Below are 19669 nucleotides of genomic sequence, written 5' to 3' on the forward strand. Positions count from 1 at the left end.
GACCCGTTGAGTACTCTAACCGGATAAGGAGTTCATTGTGGGATTGGTCAGCGCCAGCAGTTCGATCGTAGTAGCGGCGCAGCCGCAACGCGCGCTAGAGGCGATCGCCGACTACGACACGGTCCGCCCGCGTATTCTCTCCGCGCACTATCGCGATTACGCCGTGCTCGAGGGCGGTAAGGGAGCGGGTACTGTCGCGCAATGGACACTGCAGGCGACCCAGAAGCGCTCTCGCAATGTCCGTGCAGTGGTTTCGGAGTCGGATCTCATTGTCACCGAGCGTGATTCGAATTCCACGATGGTGACCACCTGGACCGTTGCCTCGGAAGGCGGCGGGGCGCGAGTCACGGTGCGTACGACTTGGCAGGGTGCTGGGGGTGTCGCCGGAATCTTCGAGGGGATCTTCGCCCCGCTGGGGCTGAAGAAGATTCAGGCAGAGGTGCTCGGGAACCTGCGGCGTGAACTGTCCTGATCGTGCGCCATGGCTCAGTCTGGAGAAATCCGGATAGGGACGATTGTTGACGCGGCGTCCGCGAACACCCTCCAGTACGGAGAGTGCGATGCTCTGTTGGCGCTCTGTTGGCTCGGGCCGCGCCTGGCCGCTGTCACGGCAGGACTAGGCTGGCCGGTGACACCTTCTTCAGAGAGGACCCTCCCGTGCAGCCAGGTGGTCAGTTCGATATGCAGCAGTTACTCGCCCAGGCGCAGCAGATGCAGCAGGCAGTGCTGGAAGCCCAAGCCGAGATCGCGGAGACCGAGGTAGACGGCGCGGCGGGTGGCGGACTGGTCAAGGTCACCATCAAAGCGACGGGTGAAGTGGTATCACTGACCATCGACCCGAAGGCCGTCGATCCGGATGATGTAGAGACTTTGCAGGACTTGGTGATCGGCGCGGTCAACGAAGCGATGGCCAGTGCGCAACGCCTCGCCACGGAGCGGCTCGGGCCACTGTCCGGCGGTCTCGGCGGCGGTTCGCTGCCTGGTTTCTGAGCCGGAGCGGCAGGTGTACGAGGGGCCGGTCCAGGATCTGATCGACGAGTTGGGCAAGCTACCCGGCGTCGGTCCGAAGAGCGCGCAGCGTATCGCATTCCATCTGCTCCAGGTGGAGCCGCCGGAGATCGATCGGTTGCAGGCCGCTTTGCAGAAAGTGCGTGATGGCATAAGGTTCTGCGCATTGTGTGGGACTGTCGCCGACGGTGAACTGTGTCGCATTTGTGCAGACCCGCGTCGAGACCGATCCATGATCTGTGTCGTCGAAGAGCCCAAGGACGTGCAGGCGATCGAGCGCACCAGGGAGTTCGGCGGTCGCTACCACGTGCTCGGCGGTGCGCTCGATCCACTCAGCGGCGTCGGCCCCGACCAGTTGCGGATCCGAGAGCTGCTGGCACGCATCGGCAACCAGGAGGACGGCGTCGACGTCACCGAGGTCATCATCGCGACCGATCCGAATACCGAAGGCGAGGCCACCGCCACCTATCTGGTTCGGATGCTGCGTGATTTCCCCGGCTTGAGTGTGACGAGACTGGCCTCAGGTCTGCCGATGGGCGGAGATCTGGAATTCGCCGATGAGCTGACCCTCGGTCGCGCGTTTGCCGGGCGCCGCGTACTGTAGCCGGTTCTCCGGAAGGAGAGCTTGCGATTGCGCGATACCGAGCACTGTTGCCGCAGTCAGGGATCGATGCCCCGTCAGAGCTCGACACGGGTCCATGGCAAGTGTGAGAAGCGAGATCGGTTGTCATTGGCCCAATCCCAGATGAGGGTGGAGACAATGGCCGGGTCGGTTACAGTGGTGCCGAAGTGCTCAGCAGGAGAACCGTCCCGATATTCGAGCGTGTACGCGCCGGAGTTGTCGCGATAGGTCTGAATGTAGAACTGTGCACCGCGCTCGACGATGAGGTACGGATTCGGCGGGTTCAATTCCTGCACCCACTGTTCAGCAAGTATTTTGGTCAGGTATGGGAACTCGCCTGCGCTCCCGTGGGAGACCGTGGCCCCGATGTTCCCGGCGGGATCGATCAACCAGGCTAGTTGCGGGTCGTAGACGGCGTAGTTCAGCGGTGTCGCGAGCTCGAACAATAGGTGGCGGACGAAGCCGACCGCGTCATAGGGACAGGACACATGGAGCGCTGTGCCAATGGCGGCACCGCCTACCGGGGCGGTACTGAGGAAGGTGTTTTCTTCGGGCAGCGTCTCATTGCGTCTGTTCAGCTCGGCCGCGATTCGCGTGACCGTTTCTGACTCGGGGAAGCCCTGCTGAGTGGTCAGATAGGCCTCGACCTGCGCGATCGATGACGCGACGCCAGAAGGCAGCAACACGTGGTCATAGCTCACCCGGGCCAGGGTACGGAAGTGCGTAGGTGCGGCGGCTCCTATCGTCCTCTGCGCACTGGCAGCCGCCCGAGAGGTTGTGGCAATCGATAACGAAGGCGTGCCGGGCATGGGTGGAATCGATGCACTGTTCATCGGTGCATTCGGTGATCCAGCTCGCGTGCACGATCAGGGTGCCGTGGCAGTAGTTCGATGTGGTTTCACGAGAGGAACAACTTGGTGTACGCATGCGACCTCCTAGCAAGATCAGAGTTGTCGTTCTGTCGCTGTCGCTGTCGCGGCGGGTACCGGGATCGGATTCCTGGTGCGACCCGGGTGTTACCGCCATTTCCAACCATCTCGCAACCATTCCGCAATCAGTAGGTTGCGACCGTAAGCGTTTCGCTATCTGGCTGGATCATACGGTTCTACATGCGAAAATTACAGCAAGGTTTATCGAATTTATGCCAAGAGAGGCTGGGGTGAATGCGGAAGAGGCTATATGGGCGGTAGTTGGCGATCATCAAGCAACACCGTATTGCTACAATGAGAGCGGCAGTGGAGTTGAGTGATGAGCCGCCGGAGGAAACGACGGCACGCAGAAGCGCGAGTAATTTGCGCCTTACCGTGCGAAAAGGGCCGAGTCCGCAGCCCATGACGAATGTGGCCTTCCGACCGCGCTGCTAGGACGAATCGGTGGATGCCCGCGGCGCACTGGACCGACGTGGTGTCGTGCCGGGTGGACGCTGGATTATCGGGTCCGCTGGACCTGCGTCCGGATACACGATTCGGCGCGTATGAACCGGTCGAGGTGGCGCGCCATGGTGTGGCGTCAGCTACACCAATGAGAGAACAGCGCGATCACAGACTCGGTCGACGTCTGCGTGATCAGGCGTGCAGGCGTTCGCGGCGCAGCTGCTCGACCTCGGGAAGTTCGAGCGGAGCCAGCTCGGTGACGCCGAGCGCGCGCAGCAACAGCAGGTCGGCGAGCTCGGGATTACGGGCCAGCGCGGGGCCATGCATATAGGTGCCGATCACCGAACCTTGGACCGCCCCCTCCAGCCCATCGCCGACGCCGTTGCCGACACCACGGTCGACTCGGGCGAGACCAGCCGCATCCCCGCCGAGCGCGGTTCCACCACGGTGGTTTTCGAAACCGGTGAGCGTCGAGGAGAGCCCGTCGAGCAGTGGGGTGGTCATCACCTCACCGATAGCGCGCTTGTGCTGTGGTGTGGTTGTGACATCGAGCATGCCGACGCCGTCCACTTGTTCGCCCGTTGAGGTCTCATACCACTGGCCGAGTACCTGAATGGCCGCGCAGATCGCCAGCACCGGAGCGCCTCGCGTGGCTGCTCGTTGCAAGCCGGGATAACGCTGCAAGTGCCGGGTGGCCAGCCGTTGTGCGGAGTCCTCCGCGCCGCCGAGAGTGTAGATATCCAGCGAATCGGGTACCGGATCGGACAATGTGATATCGATGATCTCGGCCTGGTAGCCGCGTAGCCGCAACCGCTGGCGCAGCACGAGCGCGTTGCCGCCGTCGCCGTAGGTACCCATGACATCCGGCAGTACCAGGCCGATGCGAATGGTTGATTCGCTCATGCTGTGTCCTTTCTGCTCCTGGCGTGTGCGGGGCCCTGTGTGGTGATGCTGCGCTGCCGCCTCCGGGCCTGACCGCTCACGTGGTGTTCGTTCTCGGCGTGTGCGGGGCCCTGTGTGGTAATGCTGCGCTGCCGCCTCCGGGCCTGACCGCTCACGCCGGGCGCTCCTCTAGGGCTCGGTTCAGATCACGGAATGCGGTGTAATTAGCCAGCACCTCGACGTGACCGGCTGGGCAGGAGGTGATGGCGCGCAACGGATCCGGCACTGTGGTGTGCGCCACGCCCGCGTAGGTGAGCCGTACCCCAAGGTCAGTGGCGCGCTCGCCCGCCGCGACTACCTGCACGCCCTCGAAGTGTTCGAACCGCACGTCCCATAACCAGGACAAGTCTTCGCCGTCGGGTACTTGGCCGTTCACCGCGATCACCAATCCTGCCGAAGTGGGATTGATCATCGACAATGCTTCTTGCCATCCTGCCGGGTTCTTCGCCAACAGTAGTCGTGCGTCATGCTCGCCGATTCGCACTGTGCGGTAGCGGCCAGCGATCTCACGCACTGTGCCGGTGGCCGCGACAGCCTTCCCGGCATCGGCGCCCAGAGCCACCGCGGCGGCCACTGCCTGTGCGGCATTGCCGCGATTGGCCCGGCCGGGCAATGCGAGCTCGAGGGGGAAGCGCATTTCTCGCGGGCCGACCAGTTCATCCCCTTCGAGCCACCAGTCCGGTTCGGGACGGTAGAAATCCGTGCCGGTACTGCGCCAGTGGACGCCTTCCCAGACGATCGGTTCCCCGCTGCGCGGGCAGCTGGTGGCGTCTACTGCCCAGCCACTGCCTGCGGAGACCCACACCACGTTGGGATGGTCGTGGGCGATCGAGGTAACCAGCACATCATCACAGTTGGCTACCACTACGGTTGCTGGGTGGCGTGCCAGCCCCGCGCGTAGCTTGCGCTCGATCATATTGATCTCGCCGACCCGGTCGAGCTGATCGCGGCTGAGGTTCAGCAGTACTACCGCCGAGGGGTTCAGCGAATCGGTGACGTGTGGCAGATGCAGCTCGTCCACCTCGATCGCGGCCAGCGGCGCGTACCGGTGTGCGTTGAGCGCGGCGACGATACCGGCATCCATATTGGCGCCGTCGGCCTGTGTCGCGACCATACCCAGTGTGCCGAGCGCGGCGGTGGTCATCCTGGTGGTGGTGGACTTGCCGTTGGTACCGGTCACCAATACGGTGCGCCGGCGCTGCCCGAGCTGATCCATGATTGTCGGATCGATCTTCAACGCGATCAGGCCGCCGATCATCGAACCTTTGCCGCGACCCGCTTTTTGCGAGGCCCACGACGCCGCGGACGCCGCCGCTAGCGCGAGCCGTCCGCGCACCGATATGTCTGCCACGCCGAGAGTCTATGTTCGCTCCGTAGTTCGGGTGCGCCGCGGGCGGAGGGATCGGCGTCATGCCATGACAGGCAGCTCAGCTGCGGTAGAGTTTGGCCGAGTAGTGCTCCGCGTAGTAGCGTTCCAGCTCTTCGGTTGTTTCAGTGACGTCCGGCTGCATTTCTTTGACCAGACGTGCTTGGCTGGGTAGAGCGTCGTGCGGCCAGTGCTCCGGCTCCCACAGGTGACTCCGGAGGAACGCCTTGGCGCAATGGAAGAAGATCTGATCGATATCCACCTCGACGGCGAGGATGGGGCGGTGACCGCGCACCACCATGTCATCGAAGTACGGTGCCTCCCGGACCAACCGGGCGCGGCCGTTGATCCGCAGCGTCTCGCCGCGGCCGGGAATCATGAACAGTAGGCCGATATGCGGGTTGGACAGGATGTTGAGATATCCATCGGCACGCCGGTTGCCCGGACGTTCCGGGATGGCGAGGGTGGTGTCGTCGAGCACCAGGACGAAGCCCGCCGGATCGCCTTTGGGGGAGGCGTCACAGTTGCCGTTGGCGTCGCTGGTGCACATCACCAGGAACGGTGTGTTCGCGATCCACTCCCGGTCTCTGGCATGTAGCGCGTACCGGACCTTGGCAGCTACCCTCGGTGCGACTTCACCCAGCAATTGTCGTAGGTCCACCGGGTCGGTTACTTCGTCAGCGAATGTGTCCTCGGCCATACTCTGATTCAATCACCCGCCGGCGACAGCGTGCTCGGATACTGCGACGGGGTTTTCCCAGAAGCCATTTCGACTGTTCAGGAAAGGGGGTCGGCGCATAGTGCTAGGAAAGTGGGGGAAGAGCGAAAACTATGCTCGCCGGGCTGAGTACCGCAACCTGTATGCCGACCGTGCGCGGCGCGGCTGGGGTAGGACTGAGCCCGCCCGCTGTCATAACCCCCACCCCGACCTCAGCCTGCGCGAGTCGACTCGGTGTGGGCAATCACTTCCGATGACACTGTGGTGTTTGTCTGCGGTGTGGCCGATATGGCGGCGAAGGCGCCCGCCAGTACGACGGCTCCACCGGCCAAGGACATCGGACTCGGGGTTTCTCCGAGAAAGGCCCACGCGGCGGCGATCCCGACGATCGGAACGAGCAAGGAGAATGGCGCGACCAGACCGGCCGGATAGCGGCTGAGCAAGGTGGTCCACAATCCGGTACCGACGATCGTGGCGAGAATGACGATATAGGCGACAGCTGCGAGAGCGGGCCCGCCCGCAGGGGTGAATGTCGTGACCAGGGCATGTAGACCGGTCGTCGGCCCTTCGGTGAGTAGCGATAGTGCGAAGAAGGGCAATGGTGGTACGACCGTGGTCCACAGCACCAGGTGCAGCGGGTTGATATTCGGAGTCTCGGCGCCGGCCATCCGCGCGCCGATATTTCCGAATGCCCAGCCGAGCCCAGCTGCCAAGGTCAATAGCACTGGCAGCACGGTGGCGTGTTCCAGGCGATCCCAGCCGATTACTGCCATTCCCGCCATCGCGATGGCGATGCCCGTAACCTGTCCCGGCCGGATCTGTTCGCGCAGCAGTAGCGCACCGAGTAGCGCGGTGAACGGCGCGGCGGACTGCAGCACCAGCGAGGCGAGTCCGGTCGGCATACCCGCCTGCATAGCGGCGAACAGAAATGCGAATTGTAGGATGCCGAAACCTGTGCCGTACAACAGAATCCAGCGCATACGCACCGGCGGGCGGGGGATGAACAGCAAAGCGGGAATCGCCAGCACCGCGAAACGCAGTGCTGCGAGGAAGAACGGCGGGAAGTGGTCGAGCCCTATTCGGATAGCTATGAAATTCAGCCCCCAGAGCAGGACGATGGTGCAGCCGAGCAGGCGGTCACGGTTGGTCACGCCTTCATCGTGCAATCAAGGAATGGACAGTACAATAGAATAAATATGCACTAATAAAGTAGAATAACTTAATGATTTCCGAGTTGGACCGCGCCGAACCCGGCGCGACCATGACACTGGAGCGATTGCGGGTGCTGCGTGAATTCGCCGATCGCGGTACCATAGCCGCCGTCGCCGCGGCGCTGTCGCTTACTCCGTCGGCGGTCTCGCAGCAGCTCAAGGTGCTGGCCAAAGAAGCGGGTGTGGCGCTCCTCGAACCTGACGGCAGGCGGGTCCGGCTCACTGATGCCGGCCATGCGTTGGTGATGCGTGCCGACGAGGTGTTGGCGGCGATGGATCGTGCGGTTGCCGAGATGGCGCACTACCGCGGCTCTACACGTGGCCGGGTCCGAGTCGCGGTATTCCCCTCAGGCGGCGCACTGCTGCTGCCATATGTACTGCCCGGCATGGTGGACAGCGGGGTAGACGTGATCACCTCGGACGAGGACGAGCCCCCGTCCGAGGTGACGCGCCTACTCGCAGACTACGACGTAGTGCTGACCCATCAGGACGAACGTGCCGCGCCGATCGCCGATCCACGTGTTGTGACTCGGATGCTCATGCGGGAACCGATCGATGTCGTTGTGGCGCGGACCCATCGGCTGGCCTGCCGCTCTGCTGTCGTGCCGAACGAATTGGCCGATGAGACCTGGTTGAGTGTACGCGGTGGTTTCCCGGTCGACGATGTGCTGCGCTCCATTGCCACCGTAACCGGCGTACAACCACGTATAGCGCAGCGTCTCAATGATTTTCGTGTTATCGAGACACTGGTGGCCACCGGCTACGGTGTTGCGCTCATGCCGCGTTACGCAGTGAGTGATCCTGGACTCGCGGTGCTGCGGCTGTCCGGCGTGCGCGCCGCCAGGAGATATGAATTGGCCACCCGTCCTCGGGCCGACGCTCGTCCTGCCATCGCCGCTGTACTCGGCGCTTTCGAATCGGCTGCCGCGCTGGTGACCACAGGCGCTGGAACGGCAAGAGAGTAAGCCATCGCCGCAACAGCTCAGCGGGCAGGGCGGATGTCGTATCGGGCGGGATTCTCTGTCTTCAGCGCGCTGATTACATTCCAGGTGGACCTGGCGGATGGTAGGGGTGCTGGGACATCGAGCTGATATAGCCGAAATCGTCGGCCACCATCGCGGCCAACTCCAACAGCGCCCGTCGGGTCGGTTTGCTCACCAGCTCCAGATCGATCTCTGCGCCTTCGGCGAGGTGGTCGTCGAACGGTACCACCTGCACCGCGCGAGTGCGGTCGAGGAACAGCTTGCGTAACTGGTCGAGATCCACGGTGGACGCGCCACGCCGAGATGCGTTCACCACTACCACTGTTCGTTCCACGAGTTTGCTGTAGCCGTGGTGGTCGAGCCAGTCCAGGGTGGCCGACGCGCTGCGTGCGCCATCGATGGCGGGCGAAGTGACCAGTACCAGGGAGCTGGCCATGTCCAGTACGCCTGTCATCGCGGAGTGCATCAAACCGGTGCCGCAGTCGGTCAAGATGATGTTGTAGAACGACTGCAGGATACTGATCGCTTTGCGATAGTCCGCCTCGCTGAATGCTTCGGATACCGCTGGATCTTGTTCGCTGGCAAGCACTTCCAGACGGCTTGGCGCTTGTGAGGTATGTGCCCGAACATCCGAGTATCTGGTGATGTGATTGTCTTCCAGCAGGTTACGTACGGTGGAGCGGGTCTGTCGAGGCACGCGATGCGCGAGGGTACCCAGGTCTGGATTGGCATCGATCGCGATAACCCGGTCGCCGCGCAGTGACGCGAAGGTGGAGCCGAGGCCGACCGTGGTCGTGGTCTTGCCGACACCACCTTTCAGCGAGAGGATCGCGATCCGATAGTCGCCGCGGACCGGCTGATTCACCCGGGCGACGAGGTCACGGTGGACGATATCGGCTGCTGATTCGCCGGGGTTGATCACCCCGCCCGAGGCTTTGTGCACAGCGCGCCGCCACCCACTGCGTGGCGCACGTCGGGCCCGCTTGAGCAGGTTGAGGTCGCTCACCGAGTGTCCTGGCTGTCCTGGCTGCGGCATATGCTGTGGCTGGAACGGCGGTGCCTGTTGGTGTGGGTTCGGCCCGCCCTGCCAGTTCGGCCCTGGCTGCGGTGGCTGATAAGTGGCCGACGGAGGCTGCTGTGGCATCGGCGGAGGTGGTGGTGCCCAGCTGTAGATCGGTCCGCCCGGAGCCTGATCAGGCTGCGGCGTAACGTGTCCCGGCGGTACGGAGTCCACAGGAACACGTCGGACCAAGCCGTCGCTGCCGATCTCCTGACGGTAGTCGCCGTAACCGAACTCCGGTCCCTGGCCTTCAGGCGCGACAGGAGGATGGTTGCCGATGGTATTCGGTGCCTGTGGCATGCCGCTCGAGAACGGTTCCGCGGGAAACGATGTCGGTGGCGGATACCCGTTCACACTCGATGGTCCGTACGGTTCGGCGGAACCGCTTGGCCCGGAGCCGTAGGGTTGCGCGGGAGCGTTCTGCGGATAGGTCGTGGTCTGTTCCGCCGGTTCGCGCGGATCCAGTTGGTCGCGTTGTGCTTCCGGTTGAGGCGGCCTGTCCGATCCCTCAGTTCCCCGCATCTCCGATGCGTCAGCTTGGTCGGTTGCCGATGGCGCCGATGACTCCGCCTCGGTCACGTCGGCCGTGTCTACCGAATGACTCTGTAGCCAGGGTGGAGAGGTCGGATTGTGGTCATTTGTTGTCACGGTTCCCCCATCTGCTCGGGAATTCGAGCAGAGAGCTCGGCGCTTGAAGTGCGAACCAACGCTAGCACGGGGTTCGGCGCGTCGTGCCGCGGTAGGCGTGGTGGAACCGGTGCCGCGGCACACCGCCTCGGCACCTTATCGATATGTGTTCCGTACCAGTGGGATCGGCGACCGCGCGCCGCGGTCGAACTGCCGCGGTATCCGAGCGGACGTGTTATGAAGTGTGCATGGTCAGCGCGCTCGGTTCACCGCGGATACCACCGCGCGCAGTGATGCGGTCGTGATCGAGGTGGCGATGCCGACGCCCCACACCACTTTGTCACCGATCGCGCATTCCACGTAGGCCGCGGCCTGCGCGTCGTCACCCGCGGACATCGCGTGCTCGGAGTAATCCAGAACCTCCACGTCGAAGCCGACGCTCGCGATCGCGTCGACGAATGCCGCGAGCGGTCCATTGCCCTGACCCGAGATCTCCTGCTCGATGCCGTCGACCTTCACCACTGCCGTGATCGAATCCACGCCGCCGTCGGTCTCCGACGCGGTGACTTTCTGGCGGATCCGCTCCAGGGGACGGATCGGGCTCAGATACTCCTCGGAGAAGGCATCCCACATCTGTTTGGGTGTTACCTCGCCCCCCTCACCGTCGGTGATCTTCTGAATCGCCCGAGAGAACTCGATCTGCAGCCGTCGGGGCAGCGCCAGTCCGTGGTCGGTTTTCATGATGTAGGCCACACCACCCTTACCGGACTGTGAGTTGACCCGGATAACCGCCTCGTAGGTGCGGCCGACATCCTTCGGGTCGATCGGCAGGTAGGGCACTTCCCAGACGATGTCGTCGACGTCGGAACCAGCGGTGTCGGCAGCTGCCTTCATCGCGTCCAAACCCTTGTTGATGGCGTCTTGGTGGCTGCCGGAGAACGCAGTGTAGACCAAATCGCCGCCGTACGGATGACGCTCGGGTACCGGCAGCTGGTTGCAGTACTCGACAGTGCGGCGGATCTCATCGATATCGGAGAAGTTGATCTGTGGGTCGATGCCGCGAGAGAACAAATTCATCCCCAGCGTGACCAGGCAGACATTGCCAGTGCGCTCGCCGTTGCCGAACAGACAGCCTTCGATCCGGTCGGCGCCGGCCTGAAAGCCCAGTTCGGCGGCGGCCACTGCGGTGCCGCGGTCGTTGTGTGGGTGCAGCGACAGCACGATCGCTTCGCGTCGGTCCAGGTTAAGGTCCATCCACTCGATCGAGTCGGCGTAGACGTTCGGAGTTGTCATCTCCACGGTGGCGGGCAGGTTGATGATCAGCGGCTTGTCCGGCGTCGGGGCGATGATCTCCGATACCGCGTCGCAGACCTCCTTGGCGTATGCCAGTTCGGTGCCGGTGTAGGACTCCGGACTGTACTCGTAGCGCCAGCTGGTGTCCCGGTAGCGTTTCTCGATCTCCAGGCACAGCGCGGCGGCGTCCGTAGCGATCTTCTTGATCGCGGCGCGTTCAGCGCGGAACACCACCTTCCGCTGCAGAATCGAGGTCGAGTTGTAGAAGTGCACGATAACGTTTTGCGCGCCCGCGCAAGCTTCGAAGGTGCGTTCGATCAGTTCGGAGCGACACTGGGTCAGCACCTGGATGGTCACGTCGTCGGGGATCGCGCCCTCTTCGATGATCTCGCGGACGAAATCGAAATCGGTCTGGCTCGCCGAGGGGAAACCGACCTCGATCTCCTTGTACCCCATGCGCACCAGCAGATCGAACATGCGGCGCTTGCGGGCCGGGCTCATCGGGTCGATGAGTGCCTGGTTGCCGTCACGCAGGTCGACCGCGCACCAGCCGGGCGCCCGGTCGATGACCCGGCCCGGCCAGGTGCGATCGGGCAAGGTGATCGGCTCCACCTCCTCGGCGAACGGCCGGTAGCGGAACGCGGGCATCGAGGAGTTCTTCTGCCTGTTCCAGGTGGGTTGGTCGGCGGGAGCGGGCTTGCCCGGCGCCATGATGGCGCGGGTACCGGATACGAAAAAGTCTGCAGGAGTCATGGGCGGTTTCTCCAAGGGTGTGGTTTTTTCCCAATGATCTAGGGCGACCGGCATAACGAAACCCCGCGGCGGGAGCCGGTCCGATCAGACCCCGTCGCGGCGGCCGAGAAGAAGTGCCCGCTGCATGATGGAGTGAGCTTACCGTGCCGCAGTACCACTCGGAAAGGTGGTCCAGTTATCGGTCGGTTCCAGACCAGTTACCGTTCGGCCGGTAGCGGACAGCATTGGTACGGTCCCGGGTCCGCCAGAACGTCGAAGGATTGGCTATGACTTGGTTGGAGCAACTGGTCGTCTTCGGTGCGGGTATCGCGGCGGGCAGCATCAACACCATCGTGGGATCGGGAACCCTGATCACTTTTCCTGTCCTGCTCGCGTTCGGCCTGCCCCCGGTCACCGCGAATGTCTCCAATACCATCGGCTTGGTCCCCGGCGCACTCAGCGGCGTGCACGGATACCGTCGCGAACTCGCAGGCCAACGGACCAGGTTGCTGCGATTGGGCACCGCGTCGCTACTCGGCGGCATCGCGGGGGCGATGCTGCTGCTCATGCTCCCCCCTGATGCGTTCACAACGATAGTGCCTGCGCTCATCATCGCGGCGTTGGTGCTGGTTGTAGTACAGCCGAGGCTGGCGGGCTGGGTCAGACGTAGGCGAGCGAACGACGGTGCCCCGCCTCCGGAATACGGCGGCCCGGTGCTCTTCGTCGCGATCTTCGCGACCAGTGTCTATGGCGGATACTTCGGTGCCGCTCAGGGCGTGTTGCTGATCGGGCTGCTCGGGGTTTTCATGCACGACGATATCCAGCGCCTCAATGGGCTGAAGAACGTGCTCGCACTCTTGGTGAACGCGGTATCGGCTTTGATCTTCATTGTGGTCGCGGATGTGGATTGGCGGGCTGCTGCGTTGATCGCGTTGGGTTCGATCATCGGAGGCCAGTTGGGTGCGCGAATGGGGAGGAGAATGCCGCCGGTCGTGCTGCGCACGGTCATCGTCGTGGTCGGCCTCGTTGCAGTGCTCAGACTGATGATGCCGTAGGAGGTGGTCGATGGCACGGGAGAAGTGCTCCGCTCGCGGCGGACCGAAGCTGCGATCGCAGACAGATGCGGAGTGTCGAGGATCTCAGGGTCGGATGTCAGTCTCGAGAAGGACGACGACCGCCCGCGCACGGCACAGGATGATTTGCGTGCGCAGCTGGAAGATCCTTGTCATTGCCGTGCTCGCTGGTTCACTGCCCGCGGTGGGTGGATGTACCGCATTGCCGAGCGAGCACGAGTCGGCAGTTGCGGACCTGGTAGCCCAGGCTGATGCCGTGCCGACGCCGCGGTTGGATTGGGCACAGTGCGCCCAACCGCGGCTGAGCAGATACCAGTGCGCGACCGCGGCGGTGCCAGTGGATTATGCGAACCCCGAGGGCCCGGTGCTCGAGCTGGCGCTTGTGCGACAGCAGGCCGCCGATCCGCAACGGCGAATCGGCACTTTGTTCACCGCGACGGGTGGCCAGGGCGGTTCCGGATTGCGTCGGGCTGCTGCGGGTGAGTTGTTCGATGGCGAAATCGCGCGCCGTTTCGACGTGGTTGCTTTTGACCAGCGTGGCGTCGGCAGGAGTGGACAGGTGCGTTGTTTCCCGAATGCCGAGCAGCAGCGGCAGTTCTGGTCCAGCGTATGGCTGCCGCCGGTGAATCCGGAACAGGAGCGTGCCGCCGCCGCGGCGAGTCGCGAGCTGGCCGCGGGGTGCGCGGCACACAGTGGTGCGCTGCTCGGGCACCTGACCGCCGTTGATGCCGTGCGTGATCTGGATCTGCTGCGCCGTGCGGTCGGTGACGAGCAGCTCACTTATGTAGGCGGATCCTATGCGAGTTATCTGGGACAGGTGTACGGCGCGCTGTTCGGCGACCGGGTGCGTGCGTTACATCTCCGGTCGATGATAGATCCGGACGCGTATACCAACGACACACGCAGCGCGATCGAGAGCACTGCGCAGGCGACCGAGGAGGTTCTCGGCGAATTCCTGCGAATGTGCGCGGAAGCCGGCCTGTCGCGGTGCGCCTTCGCGGCCGAAGACGGCGAGAGCGATGTCGAGCCGCAGGAAGGTCAGGAAAATGCGGGCGAGCTCGACCGGTCCGCCGTTCTGCGTGCCCGGAACAATGCTGTGCTGCGGCGCCTGCAGGAGGGGCCTCTTGTGGTGGGGACGGGTGAGCGGACCAGAACGGTCACCTATACCGAGGTGCTCTCATCACACATACTCTTGTTGAACGACTCCTTGGCGGGCTGGCCAGTGTTGGCCGAACTGCTGGCCGAGCTGGAGCGTGGGCCAGCGGGTGACCCGGACACTGTCGGTGAGATTCTGGCTGCCGCTGCTCGGCCGTTCGATGATCTCGATTCTTTTATCGCGATCTCCTGCTCTGACAACACTTTTCCCCGTGATCCCGATCGCTGGCCAGTACTGGCAAAGGAGTTCGCGGAGGTCAGCCCGACCTATGGCGCATTCTGGCTGTATCTGCGCCAACCCTGTGCTTCATGGCCATCTCCAGCAGAATACGCCCAGCGCTATGTCGGACCATGGATTCTGCGCTCGAATACTCCGGCTCTGCTGATCAACAATCAGTTCGATCCGGTGACTCCGCTGTCCGCCGCGCGGCGTGCGCAACAGGAATTGGTGAACGCCAGACTGGTCGTCGTGACGGGGGGATACGGACACGACACGCTCAACGACTGCACCCGGAAGTTACAAGAGCGCTATCTCGTCGACCTGCGTCTGCCCGCTCCTGGGGCGACCTGTCGACTCGACGTACGGCCGTTCGATCGATAGCACCCTCGACTGTGCGTTAGAGGGGAGATCCCGGTAGTCTGCGGACGCTAGAGCTTGATGATGAAGGGTGACCGGGGTTGCGTAGACGCGCCTTGTTCAAGGCGGCGGGCACGGCCGCGTTACTCGGTGCCATGGGCACGGCAGCAGGTATCAGCCGCGCCTCCACGGATCCGATGTGGGAGGTCATGTTCCGTGCCTGGGTGCCGGAGATCTTCGCGCCGCTTCCGGACCCGCCTGAGCATTCGCCCGCGATAGTCGTCGGTTCGGGCTTCGGCGCCGCGGTAACCGCCTTGCGCCTGGCCGAGGCGGGGATTGCCAATACCGTGCTGGAGCGCGGTTCGCGCTGGCCGAACGATCCGTGGCGGGAGATCTTCACCGGTGACGACTTGCCAGATGGTCGGGGCTTCTGGCACCGCACCCATTTCACCGGCGTCACCAAGGTAACGATGCAGTTCACCAACTTCGGTGGTGTGCTGGATTGCACCGAGTATCCGGGCATCGACGTCTGGCGTGCGGCGGCGGTCGGTGGTGGTTCAGTGATTTTCACTGGCGCCATGATCGCGCCGGAACGTCGCTTCTTCGACCATATCTTCGGTGGAACCGTTGATTACTCCGAAATGGAGCGCGTCTACTACCCACGAGTGCGCAGGATGCTGCGGTTGAGTCGGATGCCGACGGACATCTATCACTCCGTGCCGTTCACCCACACCAGAGCCTGGGACGAGCAGGTGCGCAAGGCCGGCTACCAGCTGAGGTCGAACGATTCGATCTTCAAATGGGATACCCTGCGCGCCGAACTCGCCGGAGCTATGCGTCCTTCGGCCACGGTAGGCAGGAGCAATCTGGGTAATTCCAACGGTGCTAAGTTCGATCTGAATCAAAACTACTTGAAATACGCTCGTGACACCGGTCGGTGCGCGGTCTTCCCTGGTCACCGGGTCGAGGCCATCGCGCAGGAAGCCAACGGCCGCTATTCGGTCACTGTGACGAAGCTATTGCCCACCGGAGTAGTGCTTTCCACCAGAACTCTCACCTGTGACCGGCTATTCCTCGGTGCTGGTTCGATCGGCACCTCCGAGTTGCTGGTTCGTGCTCAGGCCACCGGTACGCTGTCGCGTCTGAACGAGCATATCGGTGATGGGTGGGGCACCAATGGCGATGTGGTGCTCGCTAGAGGCGCCAGTGCATTGGCCGGTTACGGTCAGGGAGCGCCGAGTGCGAGCCGGATCTTCGACGACTCCGGGGTGCCTTTGACTTTGGAGAACTGGTACATCCCCGGAATACCGTTCGAGACCGGTGCGCTTGCTTCGCTCGGCATGGTGCTCGACCCGGCCCGGACTCGATTCGGCTACGACCGGTCCACGAACGGGGTCGGGCTCAGTTGGTCGGCGCGCAACCAGGACCACGTTGTTACCGCTGCCAAAGAGGTTGATCACCGGATCGCCGAACATGCGGACTCGCTCATCGATTACGGTGCTCTCGGTTATGACGCGAACGCATTGTTCACCGCGCATCCGCTCGGCGGAGCGGTATTGGGGCGAGCCACCGACAACTATGGGCGGGTGCTCGGTCACCCCGGCCTGTATGTGATGGATGGTGCGGCGGTTCCTGGCAGTACCGGAACTGTCAACCCATCGCTCACCATCGCCGCGCTGGCCGAACGCAATATCGAAGCGATCATCCGAGCCGGTCGCTGAGTGCGGCTTCGATAGTGAATCATCACTTCTCAGCAGGCGTTTTCAACTGTACTGAGTGCACTCTGCGCGTACTACTGTCGGCGGCACCGGTCGGCGTCGAAGGGATCTGTAGTGTCTGTTCTCACCCCTAGCTGGGACATCGACCACGACTCGCGGAAACTGTCGCAGGAACAAGGGTATCCGCGCAAGCCGCCCAGGCTATGGACCGACTTTCTGATGCTGGGATTGGCCATTGTCTCCGTAATACTTGTTTTCTGGGTCACCTTCTTTCCGGTCGCGGGGAACATCCGGCAGACGATTGTGCTCATCGACTGGTCACTGTGCGCAGTGTTCGCGGGGGAGTTCCTGTGGCGCTGGCGACGAACGGGTTGGTCGTGGACCTTCCCATTCATCTACTGGTACGAGGTCCTCGGCATGATTCCGGTGACCAGCCCGTTCTTCCGTAGCTTCCGGCTGCTGCGGATTGTGGTGATCGCGGTCCGACTCGCCAGGGTGGCCGACCGGGTATTCGGAGATCGGATAACCGCCGCGTTGGTGAACCGCTTCGTGACGACCATCGTGGACACTATCCGCAGGCCGATGACCATCGCCGTGATGGACGAGGTGGCACAGGTGCTGCGCACCGGCCACTACACTCGCAATATCGCCGCTGCGCTCGAGGTGAACCGTGCAGAACTGGACGAGATGATTCTCGAACTGATCAAGAAGGACCCGCAGGCGGGCAGGATGCGCTATATCCCGTTTCACGACGAGATCATCCGGCTGATCGCCGACACCACTTTTCGTATCGTGTTCCAGGTATTGGCTGACCCACGCACCGATGAGCTCGTCTCGGATTTATTGCGTGAGAACATCGATCAGATGCGTGATGCGGTGCGCGGCGGTATCCGGATGCCGCTGTCCGAGTATGGTCAGATGCCTGCGGAGGAGAACGGTGCACGCGACCAGCTCAGCGGGATGCCACGAACCTGATCTCATCCCGCTGCTGCGCGAAACATACGGTTTCCCATGCGGTCGGTATGATCAGAGAAAAGCTGATACCTGTTGTTATTCGTTTCCGCTATACGGATTGATAGCTTTCCGATTCCGGAAATTGCTCGGCGAAATCGATGAAGCAATCCACTACTACTTCGTTGGCTTTGCGAATGGTGCGTTTGAGTAGAAAACCGGGAACCGGGATGGGTAGATAGAGTTCGGCGTGGTACCAGACATCGGTGCCGTCGATGCCGTCGGATACCTCGAACCAGCCGCCGCCTCTTACCCCTCTAGTGCTGTCGGCGACGGACCAGGAGGCCCGGAAGTCGGTCCATTCATATTCCAGCACTTGCAGATCCGAACTTCCGAGGAGCTCTGCCTTGACGAAGACTCGGAGCGGCCTTTGTCGCGCGTCGCGCGAAGCGATCCGGACATCGTGATAGGCCGGTGACCATACCGGGAGTGATTCGACGGCGATCAAGGCATCCATGGTCTGCGCGGGATCGGCGTCGACGAAGAATCGGATATCTGTTGTGGTGCGCATGGCATACCTCCGACCCCCGAGTGGACAAGTGGGCCGATTCTCTCCATTATGCGAGGGCTTCGTCAACCTCATGGCAGGCAGCCGATTCTCGGCTAACTGGATAACGCGACTTTATCAGCTCGAGATCAGCGATTGGCAACTGTTTCAACAATTTCCATATGGAAGCTTTCAGGAAAGGTGATGTCACGCCGAGCCGGCTCACCTAAGATTGAATCGGAAATCCAGCGTAGTCGGTCAGGGCGGGAGACTGTCATGAAATACGCGGAACTGCTGGCACAGGCGCGAGACTCGATCACCGTCAGCCGGGTTTACGGGGAGCCGTACGCATCGGATGGAACAGTGGTTCTCCCCGCCGCCTCGGTCCGAGGCGGCGGTGGGGGTGGCGGAACCGGGAATACGGCGGAGGGGGAGGGCGAGGGAGCCGGGTTCGGCCTCGCCGCTCGGCCCGTCGGTGCGTATGTGCTGCGGGATGGTCGGCTCACCTGGCGCCCGGTCGTGGACATCAACGCGATCATCGAGGTGGTCGGCAAGGTACTGATCGTTGGTATCCTCGCCTTCGCCCTGACGCGCCGCCGCAGGCGGCCCGTCTAGCTCATCCCGGCGCGGTGTTCAATCCGACGTCGCGGGTTCGATGATCGCGTCGGGCCCTGGATACACCAGCGACTCGTGACCATCGGAGAAGCGCACCACATAGGGTGGCGTCCCATCCGGCCCTCGGACCTCGATGATCTCGGCCAGGTGATCCACTTCTCCCACCACGTGTCCGTGTACGCAGAGCCGATCTCCTACATGTGCCATCATCGCCCCATTATCGGACGGAGTGCTACACGTCACAAGCTTGGCCGATGCGCGGGTCGTCGCCAATCGTAGTTCGAGCAGCATCGGAAAGCCGACCCGCGTGCTCTCGCGCGCGGGGGCTCGTTCGCCGCATCTGCCAGTGCTTGTTGCCATTTCGGGCTTATTCGCGTTGACAGTACTCTGTTTGTGGTGTTGGGTCGCATATCGCTGGAGTTGGAGTACGGCGAAATGGGTGATGCCGGACATGCGAAAGCTGGTCTACTACGTGGGTGTGTCGCTCGATGGCTACATCGCGGGCCCCTCGGGCGAATTCGACTTCTATCCACTCGGTGACGACATGGGAGCCTGGATCAATGCCGAATATCCAGAGTGCGTGCCAAGCCACGTGCGTCCGCATATCGGAATGGCGATCGACGAGCCGAACAAGCGGTTCGGTGCCGCGGTGATGGGCCGCGGCACGTACGAGCCCGCATTGTCCGCCGGCGTGGCCAGTCCATATGCGCATATGAAGCAGTACGTCGTTTCGAGCACGCTCGGCCGCATAGGCGACCCAGACGTCGAGTTGGTCGAGCGCGACCCGGTCGAGCTCGTGCGGCAGCTGAAGCAGGGGAGGGATAGCGGAGACATCTGGCTCGTTGGTGGCGGCGAACTCGCAGGTGAGCTACTCGGCGAGATCGACGAAATGATCATCAAGAGCTATCCGGTCGTCGCAGGAGCGGGCGTGTCCGTATTCTCCGGTGAGTTCCGCCCGACCCTGTTCCGCCCGACTGCGCGCAGGCAGTTCGAGAACGGCACTCAGATCAGTTGGCTCACCAGAGCCTGAACATATGTGTGGGCCTTGTGGCAGGCAGCGCGACTATCCGACCAGGCCGGACTCGCCCGCGATCGGAA

The 19669-nt window shown here is 62.9% G+C and carries 19 protein-coding genes; 10 read left to right on the plus strand and 9 right to left on the minus strand.

The genetic code is table 11. From position 1 onward, the window contains the following. Positions 1 to 37: 37 nt before the first annotated feature. From ACX4ZE_RS08000 to recR, 3 genes are all read left to right on the plus strand, one after another. A complete protein-coding gene (locus ACX4ZE_RS08000) occupies positions 38 to 472 on the plus strand; it encodes an SRPBCC family protein (protein ID WP_480272674.1) in 435 nt (144 codons plus the stop codon). 185 nt (positions 473 to 657) lie between these two features. Then, complete coding sequence (locus tag ACX4ZE_RS08005) at positions 658 to 990, plus strand: YbaB/EbfC family nucleoid-associated protein (RefSeq protein WP_480272675.1); 333 nt, start codon at positions 658 to 660, stop codon at positions 988 to 990. 13 nt (positions 991 to 1003) lie between these two features. Further along, positions 1004 to 1612: a recombination mediator RecR gene (recR, locus tag ACX4ZE_RS08010; protein WP_480272676.1), complete on the plus strand. Its 609-nt coding sequence runs from the start codon at positions 1004 to 1006 to the stop codon at positions 1610 to 1612. Between the two features lie 74 nt (positions 1613 to 1686). Here recR and ACX4ZE_RS08015 read toward each other — a convergent pair whose 3' ends face one another. The 5 genes from ACX4ZE_RS08015 to ACX4ZE_RS08035 all read right to left on the minus strand — a co-directional run bounded on the left by ACX4ZE_RS08015 (position 1687) and on the right by ACX4ZE_RS08035 (position 7180). Continuing rightward, positions 1687 to 2331 carry a hypothetical protein gene (locus ACX4ZE_RS08015; RefSeq protein ID WP_480272677.1) on the minus strand — a complete coding sequence of 215 codons (645 nt, stop codon included), beginning with the start codon at positions 2329 to 2331 and terminating at the stop codon, positions 1687 to 1689. A gap of 864 nt (positions 2332 to 3195) precedes the next feature. Then, positions 3196 to 3906: a type 1 glutamine amidotransferase gene (locus ACX4ZE_RS08020; protein WP_480272678.1), complete on the minus strand. Its 711-nt coding sequence runs from the start codon at positions 3904 to 3906 to the stop codon at positions 3196 to 3198. Between the two features lie 151 nt (positions 3907 to 4057). After that, positions 4058 to 5296 (minus strand): DUF1727 domain-containing protein, encoded by a 1239-nt coding sequence (locus tag ACX4ZE_RS08025; RefSeq protein WP_480272679.1) that lies wholly within the window; start codon positions 5294 to 5296, stop codon positions 4058 to 4060. 76 nt (positions 5297 to 5372) lie between these two features. Next, positions 5373 to 6011, minus strand: a complete 639-nt coding sequence (locus ACX4ZE_RS08030; RefSeq protein ID WP_480272680.1) for a pyridoxamine 5'-phosphate oxidase family protein — start codon at positions 6009 to 6011, stop codon at positions 5373 to 5375. 230 nt (positions 6012 to 6241) lie between these two features. Next, positions 6242 to 7180, minus strand: coding sequence for an EamA family transporter (locus ACX4ZE_RS08035; RefSeq protein ID WP_480272681.1), 939 nt, complete (start codon positions 7178 to 7180; stop codon positions 6242 to 6244). Positions 7181 to 7290: 110 nt separating this feature from the next. Here ACX4ZE_RS08035 and ACX4ZE_RS08040 point away from each other — a divergent pair, with 110 nt between their 5' ends. After that, positions 7291 to 8205: a LysR family transcriptional regulator gene (locus ACX4ZE_RS08040; protein WP_480272752.1), complete on the plus strand. Its 915-nt coding sequence runs from the start codon at positions 7291 to 7293 to the stop codon at positions 8203 to 8205. 73 nt (positions 8206 to 8278) lie between these two features. Here ACX4ZE_RS08040 and ACX4ZE_RS08045 read toward each other — a convergent pair whose 3' ends face one another. Then, on the minus strand, positions 8279 to 9805 hold the full coding sequence (locus tag ACX4ZE_RS08045) for a MinD/ParA family ATP-binding protein (protein ID WP_480272753.1): 1527 nt from the start codon (positions 9803 to 9805) through the stop codon (positions 8279 to 8281). A gap of 357 nt (positions 9806 to 10162) precedes the next feature. Beyond that, positions 10163 to 11956, minus strand: coding sequence for a 2-isopropylmalate synthase (leuA, locus tag ACX4ZE_RS08050; RefSeq protein ID WP_480272682.1), 1794 nt, complete (start codon positions 11954 to 11956; stop codon positions 10163 to 10165). A gap of 266 nt (positions 11957 to 12222) precedes the next feature. Here leuA and ACX4ZE_RS08055 point away from each other — a divergent pair, with 266 nt between their 5' ends. The 4 genes from ACX4ZE_RS08055 to ACX4ZE_RS08070 all read left to right on the plus strand — a co-directional run bounded on the left by ACX4ZE_RS08055 (position 12223) and on the right by ACX4ZE_RS08070 (position 17433). Then, positions 12223 to 12990 carry a sulfite exporter TauE/SafE family protein gene (locus ACX4ZE_RS08055; protein WP_480272683.1) on the plus strand — a complete coding sequence of 256 codons (768 nt, stop codon included), beginning with the start codon at positions 12223 to 12225 and terminating at the stop codon, positions 12988 to 12990. A gap of 139 nt (positions 12991 to 13129) precedes the next feature. Further along, a complete protein-coding gene (locus ACX4ZE_RS08060; RefSeq protein WP_480272754.1) occupies positions 13130 to 14764 on the plus strand; it encodes an alpha/beta hydrolase in 1635 nt (544 codons plus the stop codon). Between the two features lie 77 nt (positions 14765 to 14841). Beyond that, positions 14842 to 16461 carry a GMC oxidoreductase gene (locus tag ACX4ZE_RS08065; protein ID WP_480272684.1) on the plus strand — a complete coding sequence of 540 codons (1620 nt, stop codon included), beginning with the start codon at positions 14842 to 14844 and terminating at the stop codon, positions 16459 to 16461. Positions 16462 to 16572: 111 nt separating this feature from the next. Beyond that, the gene (locus tag ACX4ZE_RS08070) at positions 16573 to 17433 is read left to right on the plus strand and encodes an ion transporter (protein WP_480272685.1); all 861 of its coding nucleotides are present in this window, start codon (positions 16573 to 16575) and stop codon (positions 17431 to 17433) included. 88 nt (positions 17434 to 17521) lie between these two features. On the opposite strand, the gene ACX4ZE_RS08075 is transcribed toward ACX4ZE_RS08070, so the two are convergent. Then, positions 17522 to 17980: an SRPBCC family protein gene (locus ACX4ZE_RS08075; protein WP_480272686.1), complete on the minus strand. Its 459-nt coding sequence runs from the start codon at positions 17978 to 17980 to the stop codon at positions 17522 to 17524. A gap of 252 nt (positions 17981 to 18232) precedes the next feature. Between ACX4ZE_RS08075 and ACX4ZE_RS08080 the strand changes: the two genes are divergently transcribed. Beyond that, complete coding sequence (locus tag ACX4ZE_RS08080; RefSeq protein WP_480272687.1) at positions 18233 to 18571, plus strand: spore germination protein GerW family protein; 339 nt, start codon at positions 18233 to 18235, stop codon at positions 18569 to 18571. A gap of 18 nt (positions 18572 to 18589) precedes the next feature. Here the strand turns inward: ACX4ZE_RS08080 and ACX4ZE_RS08085 are convergent, their stop codons facing one another. Then, positions 18590 to 18781, minus strand: a complete 192-nt coding sequence (locus ACX4ZE_RS08085) for a DUF1918 domain-containing protein (protein ID WP_480272688.1) — start codon at positions 18779 to 18781, stop codon at positions 18590 to 18592. Positions 18782 to 19022: 241 nt separating this feature from the next. Between ACX4ZE_RS08085 and ACX4ZE_RS08090 the strand changes: the two genes are divergently transcribed. Beyond that, positions 19023 to 19601, plus strand: a complete 579-nt coding sequence (locus ACX4ZE_RS08090) for a dihydrofolate reductase family protein (protein ID WP_480272689.1) — start codon at positions 19023 to 19025, stop codon at positions 19599 to 19601. Positions 19602 to 19669 lie beyond the last annotated feature (68 nt).

The sequence above is a fragment of the Nocardia sp. TBRC8007 genome, from assembly GCF_056629435.1.